Source organism: Halomonas pelophila (genome assembly GCF_040196315.1).
GTDB lineage: Bacteria > Pseudomonadota > Gammaproteobacteria > Pseudomonadales > Halomonadaceae > Halomonas > Halomonas pelophila.
In genome coordinates this window covers 18,252-34,623 of sequence record NZ_JBEGCI010000008.1, presented here as the reverse complement: position 1 = coordinate 34,623, position 16,372 = coordinate 18,252, and the positions used below count along the sequence as shown (strand labels likewise).

The window sequence follows — 16,372 nt, the reverse complement described above, 5'->3', positions numbered from 1 at the left end:
CTTGGTAATACGGCTTCTTTAACAAGTGGCCCGAGTGCTCCCCGCTTGAGCGGGGATGAACCGCGCCGAGGCGCGCACCTGTACTGGCAATGCCCGTGTTCCCCGCGCGAGCGGGGATGAACCGTGGTCGGCGGGGCTGCGATGGCCTCGGTCATAGTATTCCCCGTGCGAGCGGGGATGAACCGCGCTCGACGTAGCCGCGGCAGACCTTGAGCACGTTTTCCCCGCGCTAGCGGGGATGAACCGCGAGGTCCGCAGGTGGAGGATGGATACACCAGGTGTTCCCCGCGCGAGCGGGGATGAACCGTTGTCGACCACCAACTCGTGACCGAAGAGGTTGGGTTCCCCGCGCAGGCGGGGATGAACCGGTCGCCTGGATGCCGATGGTCAAGGGCGTGCTGGGTTCCCCGCGCACGCGGGGATGAACCGCGAGGCAGTAGCTACCCCGAGGATGCGACGCTGGGTTCCCCGCGCACGCGGGGATGAACCGTGGTACACCGACGCCGCTTGCACGACCGAGCAGTGTTCCCCGCATATGCGGGGATGAACCGTACTTCGCCTTGTCGATCTGCAGTTCGACCTTGTGTTCCCCGCTCAAGCGGGGATAAACCGCACATGACCGACGAGCTGTGGCCGCACATGACGGGTTCCCCGCTGCGCGGGGATGAACCGATTTGGGAGCAGGATGACCCCGCCGGCCTATGGGGTTCCCCGCATGCGCGGGGATGAACCGGTCGAGGACGTGCGCTACATCCTTACCCCGGTTTGTTTCCCCGCGTGTGCGGGGATGAACCGCAGGTCAAGCTCAAGGCTGGCTATGCACGTGAATGTTCCCCGCGCGAGCGGGGATGAACCGAACTATGGTAACGAGCCGACCTTTGCCGCTGGGACGTTCCCCCCGCAAGCGGTGATGAACCGTTCGGGATCAGGTAGGACCGCTCGCCAACAGTGTGTTCCCCGCACCTGCGGGGATGAACCGTTCGGCTTCTTCGATGAGTACACCCAAGATAGGCGTTCCCTGCGTGAGCGGGGATGAACCGATCCTGATCGAGCGAGGTACCTTCGAGGTGGAGTGTTCCCCGCGCGTTCGGAGATGAACCGCGCTCGCCGATATTCGCCTGGCGGCTCATGGGACCTCCTTGGTGCTTTCAGTATAAGGCCTGGAGGTGTCTACGAAACCCGGGGCGATTCATGCTGGATTCATTGAAAAACCTCTGGTGGTGTCTTTGTGCCGTTGAGTGGATCAGGAAAGCCCACGGCTCATGCCGCACTGGCCTCTTTCAGCCGGTGAGTGAGCAGCGTCGGTGCCTCGCGGACCTCCTCGAGGCTGTAGAGGTGCCACCCGACCAGTGTTTCAGGAATGGGATTCGCTCGCCCTTGGTCGGTCCATATCCCTATCTTGCGCTCTGGCCAGGCGAGTTCGAAGGAGCCGACGACTGTCTTGGAGCCATCCTGCACATCCTGGCCGACGACAGGTTCGGGCAGCTCGTTGTCCATGACCCACTCGGCGATGGGAATGGCCTCCTTGCTCAGATGCTGGGCCCATCCGGGCAGCACGGCATAGGGGTCGTCGAGGATGTGCTCCGCCACATGACGCTTGAGCTTGTCGATTTCCTCGAAGACCTGATAGCCGGCCTTGCTGGCGGCCATTACCACCTCGGATTCCTCGTTGAGCAGCAGCACGGCAGGTCCGTCGAGACCGGGCTGGAAGCCATCGGGCCATGCCAGGTCGAGAATTGCCCTCGGAATACCGGTGTGAGCGTCGACCAGCTCATGCTCCAGCTCACCGCTCGGCAGCTTCTGTGCCTCCATCCATTGCTGAAGATCGCGGAGTTGCAGCTCCTCTTCCTCGGATTCGATCCCGCCGGGTATGTCGCGGCTGGGTGCCGGCGTGGAGGCTGTCTCGTAGCTGTCATCGAAGGGATAGAGCTCATCAAGCAGAGCATTCGTGGCCTGTGCCAGCAGCTCCCGGCGCGCCTTGAGGAACTCGGGATAACGGTCGATCTGCCAGAGCGTCTCGTCCATCGGCACCCACTGGCTCTGCAAGGCAGCGGGGTAGTTTCCGCGCACCTCTTCGAAGTACTCCACCGGCAGGCGATTGGAAATGCTCAGGTTCGACCCCTTGGTGAGGAAGCAGAAGTTCGCCAGGGAGTTGATCTGCTTGCGGTCATAGCCATATTCGCGCAGCCGATGCTTGGGGAAGATATGGTGCAGCTCCAGGCTAGAGTTGCTGCCCAGCATGTTCTTCTTGAGGGCAATACCTAGCCCCCAGTCCTTGGCTTCCCCGACCCGGGTCAGCATGTAGAGCAGGGAATAGAAGCGGTTGCCGCGGGTATGGCCGGAGAAGTGGTCGGCGCGTACCTTCAGGCTGCCTCGCCACAGGTGCAGCTCCTGGATCAGTGCCTGGATGCCATCGGGCTGGTTGTCGAGCAGGATATCGAGATCGCGTGAGAGCACGCTCTCGGTGGAACCGGAGTAGCGGCCCCAGATCGCCGAGTGGATGTACCAGTAGAGCATGGCATCCTGAGAGGACTTGTCGGTGATCTTGCCGCCCTGCTCCTCAATATGGCGCACGAGCACCGGGAAGGCGTAGTGGCCGGTCAGTACCTGCTGGTGGTCGAGTCCCAGGCGGTCACCGATCACGTCAAGCAGATAGCTGATGTGCTTGATGGCCTTGTTCAGGCCGCTGACGAACTGTTGGCCATCCAGGTCATGAATGAAGACGAACCTGGCCTCGTTGGTGGTCAGTGTGGTGATGCAGCGCAGCAGCCAGTCCAGCGAGAAGTGGAAGCCCTGCGCCTTCCAGTCCTCGAGCGCCTGTCGCATGCGCGCTCGTGCATCCGGCTGGGTGGAACAGATCCGTGCCAGCGCCAGGTCGCCCTTGGAGAGCTTGGTGCCGCCGCTGTTGACCTTGTTGAAGATATCGACGACCACGTCCAGCGTCTTGTCCTCGCCGGAGATCTGCTCGACATGGACCTCGATGTCGCGAACGTCCCGCAATCGATTGAGGCGGTTCAGGATGGCCGAGAGATCATCGATGGAAATCTCCCCGGAGCTCAGCAGGTGCTTCGTCATGCCCTCGGACCCTTCGCCCATCAGCCGGGTGACGCTGATCCACTTGGGGTCGTTGGCCATGCGACTGGGCATGTAGAACGAGAACTCCTCGGATTCGACATTGAAGTAGAGGTCCGTGAAGGCCCGCTCGTCCCCGTCGAAGAAGGCGGGTGGCTTGCCTCGCACGATGCCGTAAAGCGAGGTGATCCGTTGCTGGCCATCCAGCAGCAGGTTGACCGTACCGGCATTGAGCTGATGATCGCCTCGATGACCCACATTGCTGGCATCGGTGGCCCAGGAGAGCAGGCTACCCACCGGGTAGCGCTTGTATAGCGAGGTCATCAGGCCGCGGACTTGGTCACGATTCCATACATAGCCGCGCTGGAACTCCGGCAGGGCAGTCTGGCCGTTGTCGATCTGGTCGAGGAGGGTGGATATCTTCATTGTACGATGGCTCCAAGCCTGAGGTTTCTACTCTACGGGGCTGTTTTCCTGACGGCCCTTGAGGAATACCGCTATCGCACCATCAGGGTTTGCGGCCGACACCGTATCGAGATGCTCAAAGCCACGTGACCTGAGGTTCTTTTCGCGCCAGCTGTTGCCATTGATGCCACAAACGATGTAGATCACCAGCATGATGAGGCTGGCTAACATACCGACCTCTGTTTCCACGGGAACGGCGCTGAGCATGAGGACGACCACAAGAAGCACTGCACCCAACCCCCACAGTTTCTTTACCAGTGCCCAGATGGGACCGAAGAAGAACCCTGGCCATGACCAGCCTTGCTTTACTGCTTCCTGTTTTCCAGTTGGATGCTGAAATATCTTGAATTCCTTCATTGATTTTCTCTATGTTGTTGTAAGTGTAGGAGATGTTTCTCCGCCACATCTACAGTGTCTTAGTTTGAGAGAATGAAGTTTTCATAGCTATTTTCAAGCTTGCCTGTGGAAACGCATCTAACTTCGTTGCTGCTTACGATGTTTCCATACCCGTTTCGAACCACGACGCCGGCATTCCCGAAAATGTTGACCGTTGCTCTCGTTTGCTCAGGGCCTATTTCGCGAACCAAAACATTGATATTGCTATCAGCTGATTCGAAACGAGCTTGATAGAGTCCAACATTGCCAGTGGGCTCACCGCAGTTAATGACGCCACTGCCAGGCGAGAGTCCATGGTTGGACGATATGAGCCCGGAGTCCTTCTCCATACTGTTAATTGGGATGTTGTTCATGGCGAACCATTCAACAGTGCTCCCCCATACTTCGTCGTAACTTTGGGGGAATACAAAGTTCTTGTCGAAATCTTCCTGAGGGATGTTCTTGACACCCGCAGGTGTGCAGCCACTAATTAATCCTGCTATGGCAAGGTTGATGTATAGTTTTTTCATGTTCCCTCCTGGTTAAAAATAATCTTTTGCTGAATCGCTTGATTCACTGTTTTCTTTGAAGAATTCTTCAGGGGGTTCAGATACTTCATTGCACATTGATGCGGCACGAGTAATTGCGGCCATGGAGCCTTTAAGTCCAAACTCCATATACCAAGGGTCTATGTCTTCACCTGTAAGGCGAAATCTCAGAGTAGACCCGTTAAGCATTTCCTGTAGCAGTTTGGCTTTATCAGGAATCATGAAGTGCAAGTACGCACCAGAGTCGCCCCTTTCAGTGCTGAAGCTGACTAGTCCATTCTGCATATCTCTTCTGTCGACACGCATATCTGCACTCAGGATGTTCCCGTCATTGGTTGCAGGGAAAATTTCATCCATCTCTATTCTTGCTGATATAACAGGATCGCTGCAGTCGGAAGGGTGGTGATCCACTGCGAGGAACAAGTCAGAGTAGTCAGATGCATTGACGGCTCTGAATGATCTTTCCTCACCGAGGTACATTTCGAAGGATGACCACTCACCATGGTTGCGGTAACTCCTTGTGTTATAAGTGGCTGCATTAATCTCGGCAGACGTGTAGAAAAGCGCCAAGACGAAAACGAAAAGAGTCTTATGTTTCATGATGGTTCCTCCTCAAAAAAACGCCCAGGCTTCCTCGTAGTCCTTCTCCCTATCCGGGCGGGTGAAGGGGGCTTGGTATTCCATGGTCTTTTCCCAGGGGCCGCCGGGGAGGGTGTTGTCGAGATAGGTCTTGCGGACGACGCCTTCCTGCAGGTCCTTGATCTCTTCCCAGCCCAGGGCGATGCCGTACTCCGTACGCTCCGGGGATTCGGTGGAGTAGTGGATGTTGTTGTCCAGTTCCTTCCTGTTGGCCTTGCGCGGCAGGCCGACGCCGACGAGGCCCTTGCTGGGGGTGAAGACGATGCGGCCGCGGGCGTCGTTCCAGGTGTCGGCCCCGTACTGGCACATCACCGAGAACTGAACGCAGTAGATGGTCTTGAGCTCTTCCAGGGTCATGCCCAGGCTTACGGCATCGGCAACGAGGATGCCCCCCCGGGGCTGGCTTAGCGCCTGGCGAGTGGGGCTCGAGCTGAAAGGGCAGGGGGTCCATGGCGGCGTGATGGCCGAGATGGATGCGCTCGTCAGTAGGGGCAGTGTCACGCAGCTGGCTCGCCAGGTTGAGCAGCCCGGCTCGATAGCTTTGGGATAGGTCGTCGACTAGCTCGGTTGTGGCCGGGTCGAGAATGCGGATCTCGTCTTCCAGACGGCTGAGGAATTGGGCCTCATGGCCGCGTACCAGTTCGGAAAGACCGGTACAGCCGAGCAAGTAGCCGCCCTCGCTCGAATGATCCAGACGCGTAAGGCGCCACTCGGCGTCGCGAATTTCCAGGCGCATACCTGGTGCGAACTGCTGGTGCTGACCCATTTTCCCCCGGCTTCCTGCATCGGGGACGCGGTTCCCTGGCATCTGTTTGGCGCGCGTCCCTGCGGCTTCTTGGCACTTTCCTACTAAGTGCTCTAATGAACCTTAGCGTAACAAAGTGTGCAGGGGCTGTCTGTTCGCAGTTTGGGTGAGTTGCTGGATGCCGCTTGCATCCGCTGGACCACCTCACAACTCAGCTAGGCTCGAAGGTGGTTGGTGTAGAAGTAGTAGGGCTGGGCCAGTCGAGCGCAGTGGGAGATGAAGGCAGTAGGGGGGTGTCGGGATGTTGCTAATCGTTCATGATTGTTGCCGACGCGTGTCACCTATATGTCACCTAGCGGCGGGCGCAAATAAAAACGGCCACTTGCTCTGTGAGCTAAGTGACCGTTTTTACAGATGTTTCTGGTCGGAGCGACAGGATTCGAACCTGCGACCTTTGCAACCCCATTGCAACGCGCTACCAAGCTGCGCCACGCTCCGACGGTGTTTTCGGGAAGTTTGGCCGTTGTTCCTGGCCCCCGAGAACGAGGCGTATACTAGCGCGGCCTGTGGCAAATGAAAAGTCCTTTTTGCGCTTTCTTTTCAATTGCTTGGCCAGCCGGCGCGTGAGGCCCCGAATCACGCAGCTTCTGTCACAATATCGGCAACGAGGACAGGCTCCCCGGGAGCCGCAAAAAGGAAGACACGATGCCGTTGATCATGGGGATGAGCATGCTGCTGGCATGCCAGTTCGCGGGGGAGCTGTTGGCGAAGGGCTTGCTGTTGCCGATACCGGGGCCGGTGATCGGCATGGTGATCCTGCTGGTGGCGCTGCTGGTGCGAGGCAAGGTGCCTTCTTGCCTGCGCCTGGCGGGTGAGGGGCTACTGCGCTATCTGACGCTGCTGTTCGTGCCCGCCGGGGTAGGGCTGATGGTGCACTTCGAGCTGATCGGCGCAGATCTCTGGCCGATCGCGGTGACCCTGGTGGTGTCCACGGCGGCGACGCTCACCGTGACGGCCTGGGTGCTCGAGCGCTTGCAGCGTCGCAATGCCGCGCATGGCGGTCGGGCGGGGGAGGACGCATGAACCTCGCCTCCTTCGATCAGCTGTGGGTCTATCTCTCCGGCAATCCGCTGCTCTCTCTGCTGGCGACGCTGCTGGTCTTCGCCCTGGCCGTCAAGATCAACCGCGCCGTGGGCGGCACGCCGCTGCTGCATCCGGTCACGCTCGCCATCGCGATGCTGATCACGATGCTGCTGCTGGTGGACATGGATTATGCCACCTACTTCGAGGGGGCCCAGTTCATTCACTTCCTGCTGGGGCCGGCCACGGTGGCCCTGGCGATTCCCCTGTATGACCATCGCCAGCGCGTCTACCGACTACTGTGGCCGCTGCTGCTGGCCTGTGGGGCAGGGGTGCTCACGGCGGTGTCGACCACCCTGGGACTCGCCATGCTGCTCGGCGCCGATACCAAGACGCTGCTCTCGCTGGCCCCCCGCTCGGTGACGTCGCCGATCGCCATGGGGATCGCCGAGCAGATCGGCGGCATCCCCTCGCTGGCGGCCGGTCTGGTCCTGCTGACCGGCTCCATCGGCTGCGCCCTGGGGCCCTGGATCCTGCGTCTGTTGCGCATCACGGATCCGGCCGTTCAGGGTTTCACCATGGGGCTTTCTGCCCACGGTTTCGGCACGGCCCACGCCTTCGCGCGCATGGGCGCTGTCGCCGGCGCCTTCTCGGGCCTGGCCATGGGGCTCTCGGGCCTGCTGACGGCCTTCCTGCTGCCGCTGATTACCCGCCTTCTCGGCGTGGGCTGAACCTTGCCCTCGTCAGAGTTCTTCCCAGACCCGGCGCCGGAAGTCGTGTGACAGCTCGGCGGCCTTCTTCATGCGATCCATCTGCGCATCGGTGAGCTCCGAGATCAACGCCTGGTAGCGCTTCTGCATCTCGGCCGGGGTCTTCGGGGGTTCGCCGTCGAAGGACTGGGCAATCTTCTGGCCGCTCTCGGCGAGCGTCTTGAGAAACTGCGCCTCAAACTGCATGGCCTCGGCCATGCTCTGCATCCAGGCCAGCTGCATGCGCGCCATGGGCGTCACGCCCTGGCTCCACTGTTGCTGCCACCACTCCATCATGGGCTCGGCGGCGGCCAGGGCCGGATTGGTCGCGGTGTCGTCGTGCTGGGTCATGGTCGGTCTCCTCCAGGCGTTCGGGTGTTAGGCGTCTACGTTTCTTCGGGCTTTCTGAGTATAGAAGACGATCCGGCGATGGTGCGCTGCAGCGAAGGTCGCCTGCGGCCTTTTTCGACGCCTGCGTGAAATGCCTTCAACGGGATTCCGTCCGCAACTGGGCTACGGTCATGGGAGGACGCGAGCAACGCGAGAGGAGGGTGGTGATGTGGCAGGCGATCAAGTCGGTGCTGGCCGCCTTTCTGGGCGTGCAGAAGGACGAGCGCCGCCGCGAGGATTTTCGCTCCGAGCGCCCCGGCACCTTCATCGCGGCGGGGCTGATCGTGGGCGTGATTTTCGTGTTGCTGGTGGCCTTCGTCGCGGTGATGGCCGCGCGCTGAGCGCGAGCGTTGATGCCCGCGTTTATCACGCCTGGGCGGGGCGCGTAGAAGAATGGTCTCGCTCTTCTATACTCCTTCAAGCGCTGACTAATACAACAATGACCCAAGGAGGCGTCGATGCGCAGGCTGCTCATGTGGATGGCGGTAGGGGTGACCTTGGCAGCCCTGACGCCGATGGTGCTCGCCAACGGCTGGAACATGCCCGAGGGCGTCACGGCGGTAAGCCGCGATATCTACTCCCTGCACATGATCATCTTCTGGATCTGCGTGGTCATCGGGGTGATCGTCTTCGGGGCGATGTTCTACTCCCTGTTCCGCTACCGCCACTCCCGCGGCGCCAAGGCCGCCACCTTCCACGAGCACACCAGCGTGGAGGTCATCTGGACGGCGATACCGCTGTTGATCCTGGTGGCCATGGCGGTCCCCGCCACCGCGACCCTCAAGACCATGTATGACCCCTCGGAAGCCGACCTCGACGTGATGGTCACCGGGCAGCAGTGGCGCTGGCGCTACGACTACCTGGGCGAGGACGTGGCCTTCACCTCCAATCTGAGCACCTCGCGGGAGCAGATCAGCGGCACCAGCGAGAAGGGCGAGAACTACCTGCTCGAGGTGGACGAGCCCCTGGTGCTGCCGGTGGGGCAGAAGGTGCGCCTGCTGCTGACCTCGGACGACGTCATTCACTCCTGGTGGGTGCCCGAGCTCGCCGTCAAGCAGGATGCCGTGCCCGGATTCGTCAACGAGAACTGGGTGCGCATCGACGAGCCCGGCATCTATCGCGGCCAGTGCGCCGAACTCTGCGGTCGCAACCATGGCTTCATGCCGGTGGTGGTCGAGGCCGTGGAGCCGGAACGCTTCGACCAGTGGATGGCCCAGCGCAAGGAGGCGGCCCAGCAGGAGGCGATGAGTGCCGATCGCGAGTGGGGCCTCGATGAGCTGATGGCCCGCGGCGAGCAGACCTACGGCGCGGTCTGTGCCGCCTGCCACCAGCCGGACGGCAGCGGCAGCCCGCCGGCCTTCCCGGCGCTGGCGGGCAACCAGGCGCTGCTGGACGAGCCGGATCGCCACATCAGCACCGTGATCGATGGCGTGGCGGGATCTGCCATGCCGGCATTCCGCAACACGCTCAGTCCGGTGGAGATCGCCGCGGTGATCACCTACGAGCGCAACGCCTGGGGCAACGAGGCCGGTGACACCGTGCAACCGTCGGAGATCGCCGAGCGCCTCGCCGCCCAGGACGAATGACCGGCGCTTCCGCTCCTCTTTCGTGATGGCCCACAGGAGATGTCCGATGGCTTCCCACCTGCCACCCAAGCCGACTCTGCAGCACAGCACGACCACCGCCGGCGGCATGGCCGAGGCCGGGCATGCCCGGCCGCGCTGGCTGATGCGCTGGCTCTTGACCACCAATCACAAGGAGATCGGCACCCTCTACCTGCTCTTCTCCCTGACCATGTTCTTCATCGGCGGGATCTTCGCCCTGGTGGTGCGTGCCGAGCTGTTCCAGCCCGGCCTGCAGCTGGTGCAGCCCGAGTTCTTCAACCAGATGACCACCATGCACGGCCTGATCATGGTGTTCGGCGCGATCATGCCGGCCTTCGTCGGCCTGGCCAACTGGATGGTGCCGCTGCAGATCGGCGCCCCCGACATGGCCCTCCCCAGGCTCAACAACTTCAGCTTCTGGCTGCTGCCGGTGGCCTTCCTGCTGCTGCTCTCGACCCTGCTGATGCCGGGCGGCGGCCCGAATTTCGGCTGGACCTTCTACGCGCCGCTCTCGACGACCTACGCGCCGCCCTCAACGAGCTTCTTCATCCTGTCGCTGCACCTCGCCGGCATCAGCTCGATCCTCGGCGCCATCAACATCATCGCGACCATCCTCAACCTGCGCGCGCCGGGGATGCGCCTGATGGACATGCCGCTGTTCGTCTGGACCTGGCTGATCACCGCCTTCCTGCTGATCGCCGTGATGCCGGTGCTCGCCGGGGTGATCACCATGATGCTGATGGACATCAACTTCGGCACCAGCTTCTTCAATGCCGCCGGGGGCGGTGATCCGGTGCTCTTCCAGCACCTGTTCTGGTTCTTCGGGCACCCCGAGGTCTACATCATGATCCTGCCGGCCTTCGGCATCGTCTCGGCGATCATCCCGACCTTCTCCCGCAAGCGCCTCTTCGGCTACGCCTCCATGGTCTACGCCACGGCGGCCATCGCGATTCTCTCCTTCATGGTCTGGGCCCACCACATGTTCATCGTCGGCCTGCCGCTGGTGGCAGAGCTGTTCTTCATGTACACCACCATGCTGATCGCCGTGCCGACCGGCGTGAAGGTGTTCAACTGGGTGGCGACGATGTTCCGCGGCTCGATCAGCTTCGAGCCTCCCATGCTCTTCGCCCTGGCCTTCGTGGTGCAGTTCACCGTCGGCGGCTTCTCGGGGCTGATGCTCGCCATCGCGCCCGCCGACTTCCAGTACCACGACACCTACTTCGTGGTGGCGCACTTCCACTACGTGCTGGTGCCCGGGGCGCTCTTCGCGATCCTCGCCGGCGCCTACTACTGGCTGCCCAAGTGGACCGGCCACTACCCGCCGCTGCGCCTGTCGCAGTGGCACTTCTGGCTGTCGGTGATCGGCGTGAACCTGACCTTCTTCCCGATGCACTTCTCGGGGCTCGCCGGCATGCCGCGCCGGATCCCCGACTATGCGCTGCAGTTCGCCGACTTCAATCTCGCCTCGAGCCTCGGCGGCTTCCTGTTCGGCGCCTCCCAGCTGCTCTTCGTGCTGGTGATCATCAAGTGCGTGCGCGGCGGCGAGAAGGCGCCGGCTAAGGCCTGGGAGGGCGCCGAGGACCTGGAGTGGAGCGTGCCGAGCCCGGCGCCGCTGCACACCTTCGAGACGCCCCCGACGTTTAATCCCCGCGAGCACTGAGCGAGCCCATCCGGGCCCAGGAGGCAGCCATGAGCAGCCGTGACGAACAGTCCGCAGGCCGGGAAGGGGTTAGGCGCACCGTGACCCGCACCCTGGTGGTGCTCGGCGGCATGTTCGTCTTCGCCTTCGCCCTGGTGCCGCTCTACGACGTCTTCTGCGACCTGACCGGCCTCAACGGCAAGACCAGCGCGAGAGCCCAGCCGCTGGTCGAGCAGGAGGTCGACGCCTCGCGCACGGTCACGGTGCAGTTCATCACCCGAGGCAGCCAGGGCCTGCCCTGGCATCTCGAGGTGGATACCCGCCAGATTCGCCTGCACCCGGGGCAGCGTGAGGAGGTGTACTTCACCTTCCGCAACAACGGCGATGCGACAACCCGCGCCCGCGCGGTGCCCAGCGTCTCGCCGTCGGCGGCCTCGCTGCACCTTCGCAAGCTGACCTGCTTCTGCTTCCAGGAGCAGCAGCTGGCGGCCGGCGAGAGGTTGGAGGCGCCCCTGGTCTTCCAGCTGACCCGCGACCTGCCGCCCGACATCAAGACGGTGACCTTGGTCTACACCCTCTATCCCGTTCAGTCGACCCAGGCCGAGGTCGCGCGCCTTGAGTCGATCACAGAAGGAGACAGCGCATGAGTGGTGGCAGCTACTACGTACCCGAGTCCAGCAAGTGGCCGATCCTGGGGTCGCTCTCGCTGGGGGCCATGATGATCGGCACGGGCACCCTGCTGGTGCATGGTCTGGCGGGGATGCCGGTAATGGTGATCGGCCTGCTGGCCATCCTCGCGGTGATGACGCTGTGGTTTCGCGACGTCATCCGCGAGTCCCGCGGCGGGCTCTATGACGCCCAGATGGATCGCTCCTTCCGCTGGGGAATGGGGTGGTTCATCTTCTCGGAGGTGATGTTCTTCGCGGCCTTCTTCGGCGCGCTCTTCTACGTGCGCACCTTCGCGCTGCCGTGGCTGGACGGGGAGGGCGCCAAGGGCGTGGCGTCCCTGCTGTGGCCCGATTTCACCGCGTCCTGGCCGCTGCTCAACCCGCCGGACGCGAGCATCGAGGGTCCAAGCGAAACCTTCAGCCCCTGGCACCTGCCGCTGGTCAACACCCTGATCCTGGTGAGCTCCAGCATCACTCTGACCATCGCCCACGAGGGTATCAAGGAGGGCTTTCGCGACAGCGCCCGCTTCTGGCTCACCGTCACGGTGCTGTTGGGCCTCACCTTCATCACCGTCCAGGGGGTCGAGTACTACGAGGCCTATGCCCACTACGGGATCACCCTTCAGGCCGGGATCTACGGCGCGACCTTCTTCCTGCTCACCGGCTTTCACGGGCTGCACGTGATCATCGGTACCATCATCCTGGCGGTGATGCTGTGGCGCGTGTATCGCGGTCACTTCACCGCCGATGATCACTTCGCCTTCGAGGCGGGGGCCTGGTACTGGCACTTCGTCGACGTGGTGTGGATCGGCCTGTTCACCTTCGTCTATGTCTTCTGAGCTTGGGTCTTTTGAGCTCGCGTCTTGTCAGCGGCTCAGGCCCCGAGATCACCGAGATAGAAACCGAAGAACAGCAGGGCCAGCAGCAGCGCCGCCAGGCCCACGCGCAGCTTGAGCGAGACCAGGACGCGGCGAGAGCGGCCCCCGTCTCGGATCAGGAAGCCGGCGCCGGCGGCGAGACTGATCACCATGGCGAGAAAGACGAGAGCAATCATTATCTTGAGTAACATTCACGGCTCCATGAAAGCGTCGGCATCGCAGCGGCATCGTCGCCCAGTCCCGGCGCGTCGGCTCGGCTGGTGGGGGTTCTGGTCCTGCGTGGTGATGGCGGGTCTCGCTCTAGGACTATGGCAGTGGGAGCGGGCCGCCGACAAGCGCGAGTACCTGGCGCGCCTGGAGGCGGCGCCGCGGCTGGAATCGCCGACCAGGACCCCGCCTCCCGGCGCCAGTGTCGTGTTGCGCGGTGAGTACCTGGCCGGGGAGACGCTGTTTCTCGACAACCGAATTCATGAGGGACGCCTCGGCGTGGCGCCTCTTACGCCCTTTCGCGACCAGAAAGGCCAGCTCTGGCTGATCCAGCGTGGTTTCCTGGCGACCGGCCCGACGCGCGACAATCCCTCGGTCGACACGCCCGGTGGCGTGGTTCGGCTGGAAGGGCGCTGGCAGGCCTCGGGCGATGCGGCCCCGCTCTATGGCCCCAATCGCGAGGGCAACCGCCTGCAGCGCATCGACCTCGCGGCCTGGAGCCTCGACGAGGGCGTCGCCCACGCCGGCTGGCTGCACCTTGAGCGAGGGCCCGGCCATCTCGCTTCCTGGTGGCAGCCAAGCGTGGTGCCCCCGGCACGCCACCTGGGCTATGCCCTGCAGTGGTGGGGGCTGGCCCTGGCCGCCCTGGTGATCATGCTGGTGGGCGCGCGTCGCCTCGCGCGTCCCGAATCGATCTCCTCCCCGAGCAAGGAGCCTCCCCGATGACCCACACCGGACGCCAGCGCCTGAAGCTGCTGGCCCTTTTTGCGATCTTCGCACTGCCCATCGTGCTGGCCTGGGGCATGGTGCAGTGGCGCCTCGGCATTCCCGAGGGGCGCACCGCCCACGGCGAGCTTGCGCCCACGCTGCCCAGCCTGGATCAGTGGCCGCTGACGGCGGTGGAAAAGGACGGGGCGAGTGACTGGCTGCTGGTCTTCGACTGTTCCGAGGCCTGTGCTGAGCGCGCCGATCGCTGGTGGCGGCTGCATCGTGCCCTGGGGCGCGAGGCCGATCGGGTCAGCCGGCTGCGGATCGGCGGAGATGCCGAGCCGCTGCCCGGGGCCGCCGTGGCAGAGTGGACGGACGCGGCCGAGTGGCGAAGCGCCCATCGCCTGTGGATCCTCGATCCCGAGGGGCGCGCGGTGCTCGGCTATGGACCCGGGGTCTCGGCGTCCGACGTCCTGACCGATCTGCGCCGCTTGCTGCGGCTGAACCCCGAGTCGCCCCTGGCCCAGTACGCCACCGCCCAGGTCGAGACAGCCCCGGTAGAGACCGCGGCGGGCGAATCAGCCGCAGGGGAGGACGCCGATGATCGGGGATGATGGAGTCGATCGCCAGGAGTCCCGCCGCCGCTGGCTGGTGCGTCTGAGCCTGGCGGGGGTCGTCTTCACTGCCTTGGTGGTGCTGGTGGGGGCCTGGACACGGCTGGTGGATGCGGGCCTCGGCTGCCCCGATTGGCCGGGCTGCTATGGTGCTCTGGTGGTGCCGGACGCCGACAGTGCCCTGGCCCACTCCCCGACGGTGCCGCTGGAGTCCGCCAAGGCCTGGGTGGAGATGGTGCACCGCTACCTGGCCTCCCTGCTCGGGCTCCTGGTCATCAGCCTGATCCTGCTGGGCGCTCGCTGGCGCCGCGAGGCGGGATATCCGTGGCGCACCAGCCTGGCGCTGCTCGCCGTGATCCTGATGCAGGGGGCCTTCGGCGCCTTCACCGTGACGCTCAAGCTATGGCCCCAGGTGGTCACCCTGCATCTGCTGGGCGGGCTCAGCGTGATGGTGCTCTTCCTCTGGCTGCACCTGCGCCTGCGACGCTTCCGGCCCGGCGAGCACCGACTGGTCAGCCCCCGGCCACTGACCCCGCTGTGGCGGCTGGCGCTGGTGCTGCTGGTCGCCCAGCTGGCGCTCGGCGGCTGGACGTCGAGCAACTACGCCGGGATCGCCTGTCAGGGTTTTCCCAGCTGCAACGGCCAGTGGTGGCCGAGCCTGGACTGGAGTGAGGGCTTTCACCTGACCCAGACGGTGGGGCCCAACTATCTGCACGGGCAGCTGCACGCCGAGGCGCGCAGCGCCATTCAGGTCGGGCATCGGCTGGGCGCCCTGGCGCTCGGTCTCGGCCTGCTTCTGCTCGCGATGCGCCATCGCCATGCGGCCGGCATGCGCCCCTGGCTGGGGCTGCTGGTCGGCACCTTTGGGGCACAGCTCGCGCTGGGCGTCGCCAACGTGCTGGCGTGGCTGCCGCTGTGGCTGGCCCTGCTGCATACCGCCGGTGCGGTGGCGCTGGTAGCCGCCATGACGCTCGCCCTGTGGCACTGGCGCTGGTCGAGCGTGACCCAGGGCATCACCGCGCCGGACGCGGGGAATTCGGTAACGAAGGAGGAGTGGGCTCATGTCTGAGGTCGTGATGGAACGTGCCGCGGTCGGCCAGCTCGCCAGCTGGGGCTGGCGAGATCTCTACACGCTGTGCAAGCCTCGGGTGGTGGCGGTGATGCTGGTCTGCACCCTGGTCGGCATGTTGCTGGCGGCGCCGCTTCCGGGGGTGGCAGCGGTGGTCTTCGGCCTGGCGGGTATCGGCCTGGCCGCCGGGGGAGCGGCGGCCTTCAATCACGTGGTCGATCGCCGCCTGGACGCCTTGATGCTGCGCACCGCGGGCCGGCCCCTGGCGACCCAGCGCCTGCCCACCGGGCTGGCGCTTTGCTGGGCGACGCTGCTCTCGGTCTGCGGCATCGGGCTGCTGGCCTGGCAGGTCAACCCGCTCACGGCCTGGCTGACCCTCGGCTCGCTGATCGGCTATGCGCTGATCTATACCGCCTTCCTCAAGCATGCCACGCCGCAGAACATCGTCATCGGCGGGGTCGCGGGGGCGGCGCCGCCGCTGCTCGGCTGGACGGCGGTCACCGGGCAGCTGGGCCCAGAGCCGCTGCTGCTGATGCTGATCATCTTCGCCTGGACCCCGCCGCACTTCTGGGCGCTGGCGATCCACAAGCGCGACGAGTACGCCCGGGCCGGCGTGCCGATGCTGCCGGTCACCCACGGCGAGGCCTTCACGCGGCTGCAGGTGTGGCTCTATGGCTGGCTGACGGTGGCGGTCACACTGCTGCCGTTTGCCATCGGCATGAGCGGGGCGCTCTACCTGGTCGGCGTGATGGCCCTCAATCTGCGCTTCATGGTCTGGAACTGGCGGGTCTGGCGCGGCCGGGATCCCAAGGCGCCGCTGGCGGCCTTCTGGTTCTCCATCCGCTATATCCTCGGCGTGTTCGGCGTGCTGCTGCTGGATCACTATGCCACGGCCTGGCGGCTCCTGGGCTGAGTTCGCCGG

19 protein-coding genes and 1 tRNA gene are annotated in these 16,372 nt (G+C 63.8%); 12 read left to right on the top strand and 8 right to left on the bottom strand.

Features of this window, described 5'->3' with window-relative positions; all coding sequences use genetic code 11:
* Positions 1–1,260: 1,260 nt before the first annotated feature.
* Genes ABE957_RS10335 through ABE957_RS10315 form a run of 5 tightly spaced genes read right to left on the bottom strand, consistent with a single transcriptional unit; the run spans position 1,261 to position 5,456 of the window.
* Positions 1,261–3,498 (bottom strand): GmrSD restriction endonuclease domain-containing protein, encoded by a 2,238-nt coding sequence (locus tag ABE957_RS10335; protein ID WP_349758598.1) that lies wholly within the window; start codon positions 3,496–3,498, stop codon positions 1,261–1,263.
* Positions 3,499–3,525: 27 nt separating this feature from the next.
* Complete coding sequence (locus ABE957_RS10330; RefSeq protein ID WP_349758597.1) at positions 3,526–3,894, bottom strand: DUF2628 domain-containing protein; 369 nt, start codon at positions 3,892–3,894, stop codon at positions 3,526–3,528.
* Positions 3,895–3,953: 59 nt separating this feature from the next.
* Positions 3,954–4,442: a hypothetical protein gene (locus tag ABE957_RS10325; protein ID WP_349758596.1), complete on the bottom strand. Its 489-nt coding sequence runs from the start codon at positions 4,440–4,442 to the stop codon at positions 3,954–3,956.
* Between the two features lie 12 nt (positions 4,443–4,454).
* The gene (locus ABE957_RS10320) at positions 4,455–5,060 is read right to left on the bottom strand and encodes a hypothetical protein (protein ID WP_349758595.1); all 606 of its coding nucleotides are present in this window, start codon (positions 5,058–5,060) and stop codon (positions 4,455–4,457) included.
* Between the two features lie 12 nt (positions 5,061–5,072).
* Entirely contained in the window at positions 5,073–5,456 is a 384-nt protein-coding gene (locus ABE957_RS10315) for a hypothetical protein (protein WP_349758594.1), read from the bottom strand.
* 268 nt (positions 5,457–5,724) lie between these two features.
* On the opposite strand from ABE957_RS10315, the gene ABE957_RS10310 reads away from it, so the two are divergent.
* Positions 5,725–5,952: a hypothetical protein gene (locus ABE957_RS10310; protein ID WP_349758593.1), complete on the top strand. Its 228-nt coding sequence runs from the start codon at positions 5,725–5,727 to the stop codon at positions 5,950–5,952.
* A gap of 313 nt (positions 5,953–6,265) precedes the next feature.
* Here ABE957_RS10310 and ABE957_RS10305 read toward each other — a convergent pair.
* A tRNA-Pro gene (locus ABE957_RS10305) sits at positions 6,266–6,342 on the bottom strand.
* Positions 6,343–6,549: 207 nt separating this feature from the next.
* Between ABE957_RS10305 and ABE957_RS10300 the strand changes: the two genes are divergently transcribed.
* A complete protein-coding gene (locus tag ABE957_RS10300; protein ID WP_349758592.1) occupies positions 6,550–6,927 on the top strand; it encodes a CidA/LrgA family protein in 378 nt (125 codons plus the stop codon).
* Positions 6,924–7,655: an LrgB family protein gene (locus ABE957_RS10295; protein WP_349758591.1), complete on the top strand. Its 732-nt coding sequence runs from the start codon at positions 6,924–6,926 to the stop codon at positions 7,653–7,655. The genes ABE957_RS10300 and ABE957_RS10295 overlap by 4 nt, the downstream gene beginning before the upstream one ends.
* A gap of 12 nt (positions 7,656–7,667) precedes the next feature.
* On the opposite strand, the gene ABE957_RS10290 is transcribed toward ABE957_RS10295, so the two are convergent.
* A complete protein-coding gene (locus tag ABE957_RS10290) occupies positions 7,668–8,024 on the bottom strand; it encodes a hypothetical protein (protein ID WP_349758590.1) in 357 nt (118 codons plus the stop codon).
* Positions 8,025–8,230: 206 nt separating this feature from the next.
* Here ABE957_RS10290 and ABE957_RS10285 point away from each other — a divergent pair, with 206 nt between their 5' ends.
* From ABE957_RS10285 to ABE957_RS10265, 5 genes are all read left to right on the top strand, one after another.
* The gene (locus ABE957_RS10285; RefSeq protein ID WP_108446478.1) at positions 8,231–8,404 is read left to right on the top strand and encodes a DUF2970 domain-containing protein; all 174 of its coding nucleotides are present in this window, start codon (positions 8,231–8,233) and stop codon (positions 8,402–8,404) included.
* A gap of 117 nt (positions 8,405–8,521) precedes the next feature.
* Positions 8,522–9,649 (top strand): cytochrome c oxidase subunit II, encoded by a 1,128-nt coding sequence (coxB, locus tag ABE957_RS10280; protein WP_349758589.1) that lies wholly within the window; start codon positions 8,522–8,524, stop codon positions 9,647–9,649.
* 46 nt (positions 9,650–9,695) lie between these two features.
* Positions 9,696–11,327 (top strand): cytochrome c oxidase subunit I, encoded by a 1,632-nt coding sequence (gene ctaD / locus ABE957_RS10275; protein ID WP_349758588.1) that lies wholly within the window; start codon positions 9,696–9,698, stop codon positions 11,325–11,327.
* A gap of 29 nt (positions 11,328–11,356) precedes the next feature.
* Positions 11,357–11,953, top strand: coding sequence for a cytochrome c oxidase assembly protein (locus ABE957_RS10270; RefSeq protein WP_349758586.1), 597 nt, complete (start codon positions 11,357–11,359; stop codon positions 11,951–11,953).
* Entirely contained in the window at positions 11,950–12,813 is an 864-nt protein-coding gene (locus tag ABE957_RS10265; protein ID WP_349758585.1) for a cytochrome c oxidase subunit 3, read from the top strand. Before ABE957_RS10270 ends, ABE957_RS10265 begins: the two co-directional genes overlap by 4 nt.
* 35 nt (positions 12,814–12,848) lie before the next feature.
* Here the strand turns inward: ABE957_RS10265 and ABE957_RS10260 are convergent, their stop codons facing one another.
* Complete coding sequence (locus ABE957_RS10260) at positions 12,849–13,043, bottom strand: DUF2909 family protein (RefSeq protein ID WP_089848852.1); 195 nt, start codon at positions 13,041–13,043, stop codon at positions 12,849–12,851.
* Here ABE957_RS10260 and ABE957_RS10255 point away from each other — a divergent pair.
* The 4 genes from ABE957_RS10255 to cyoE are packed head-to-tail and all read left to right on the top strand — an operon-like array spanning position 13,033 to position 16,363.
* The gene (locus ABE957_RS10255; protein ID WP_349758583.1) at positions 13,033–13,785 is read left to right on the top strand and encodes an SURF1 family protein; all 753 of its coding nucleotides are present in this window, start codon (positions 13,033–13,035) and stop codon (positions 13,783–13,785) included. The genes ABE957_RS10260 and ABE957_RS10255 overlap by 11 nt on opposite strands.
* Positions 13,782–14,381, top strand: coding sequence for a redox-active disulfide-containing membrane protein (locus ABE957_RS10250; RefSeq protein WP_349758582.1), 600 nt, complete (start codon positions 13,782–13,784; stop codon positions 14,379–14,381). The genes ABE957_RS10255 and ABE957_RS10250 overlap by 4 nt, the downstream gene beginning before the upstream one ends.
* Positions 14,368–15,450 (top strand): COX15/CtaA family protein, encoded by a 1,083-nt coding sequence (locus tag ABE957_RS10245; RefSeq protein ID WP_349758581.1) that lies wholly within the window; start codon positions 14,368–14,370, stop codon positions 15,448–15,450. Before ABE957_RS10250 ends, ABE957_RS10245 begins: the two co-directional genes overlap by 14 nt.
* Entirely contained in the window at positions 15,443–16,363 is a 921-nt protein-coding gene (gene cyoE / locus ABE957_RS10240) for a heme o synthase (protein ID WP_349758580.1), read from the top strand. The genes ABE957_RS10245 and cyoE overlap by 8 nt, the downstream gene beginning before the upstream one ends.
* Positions 16,364–16,372 lie beyond the last annotated feature (9 nt).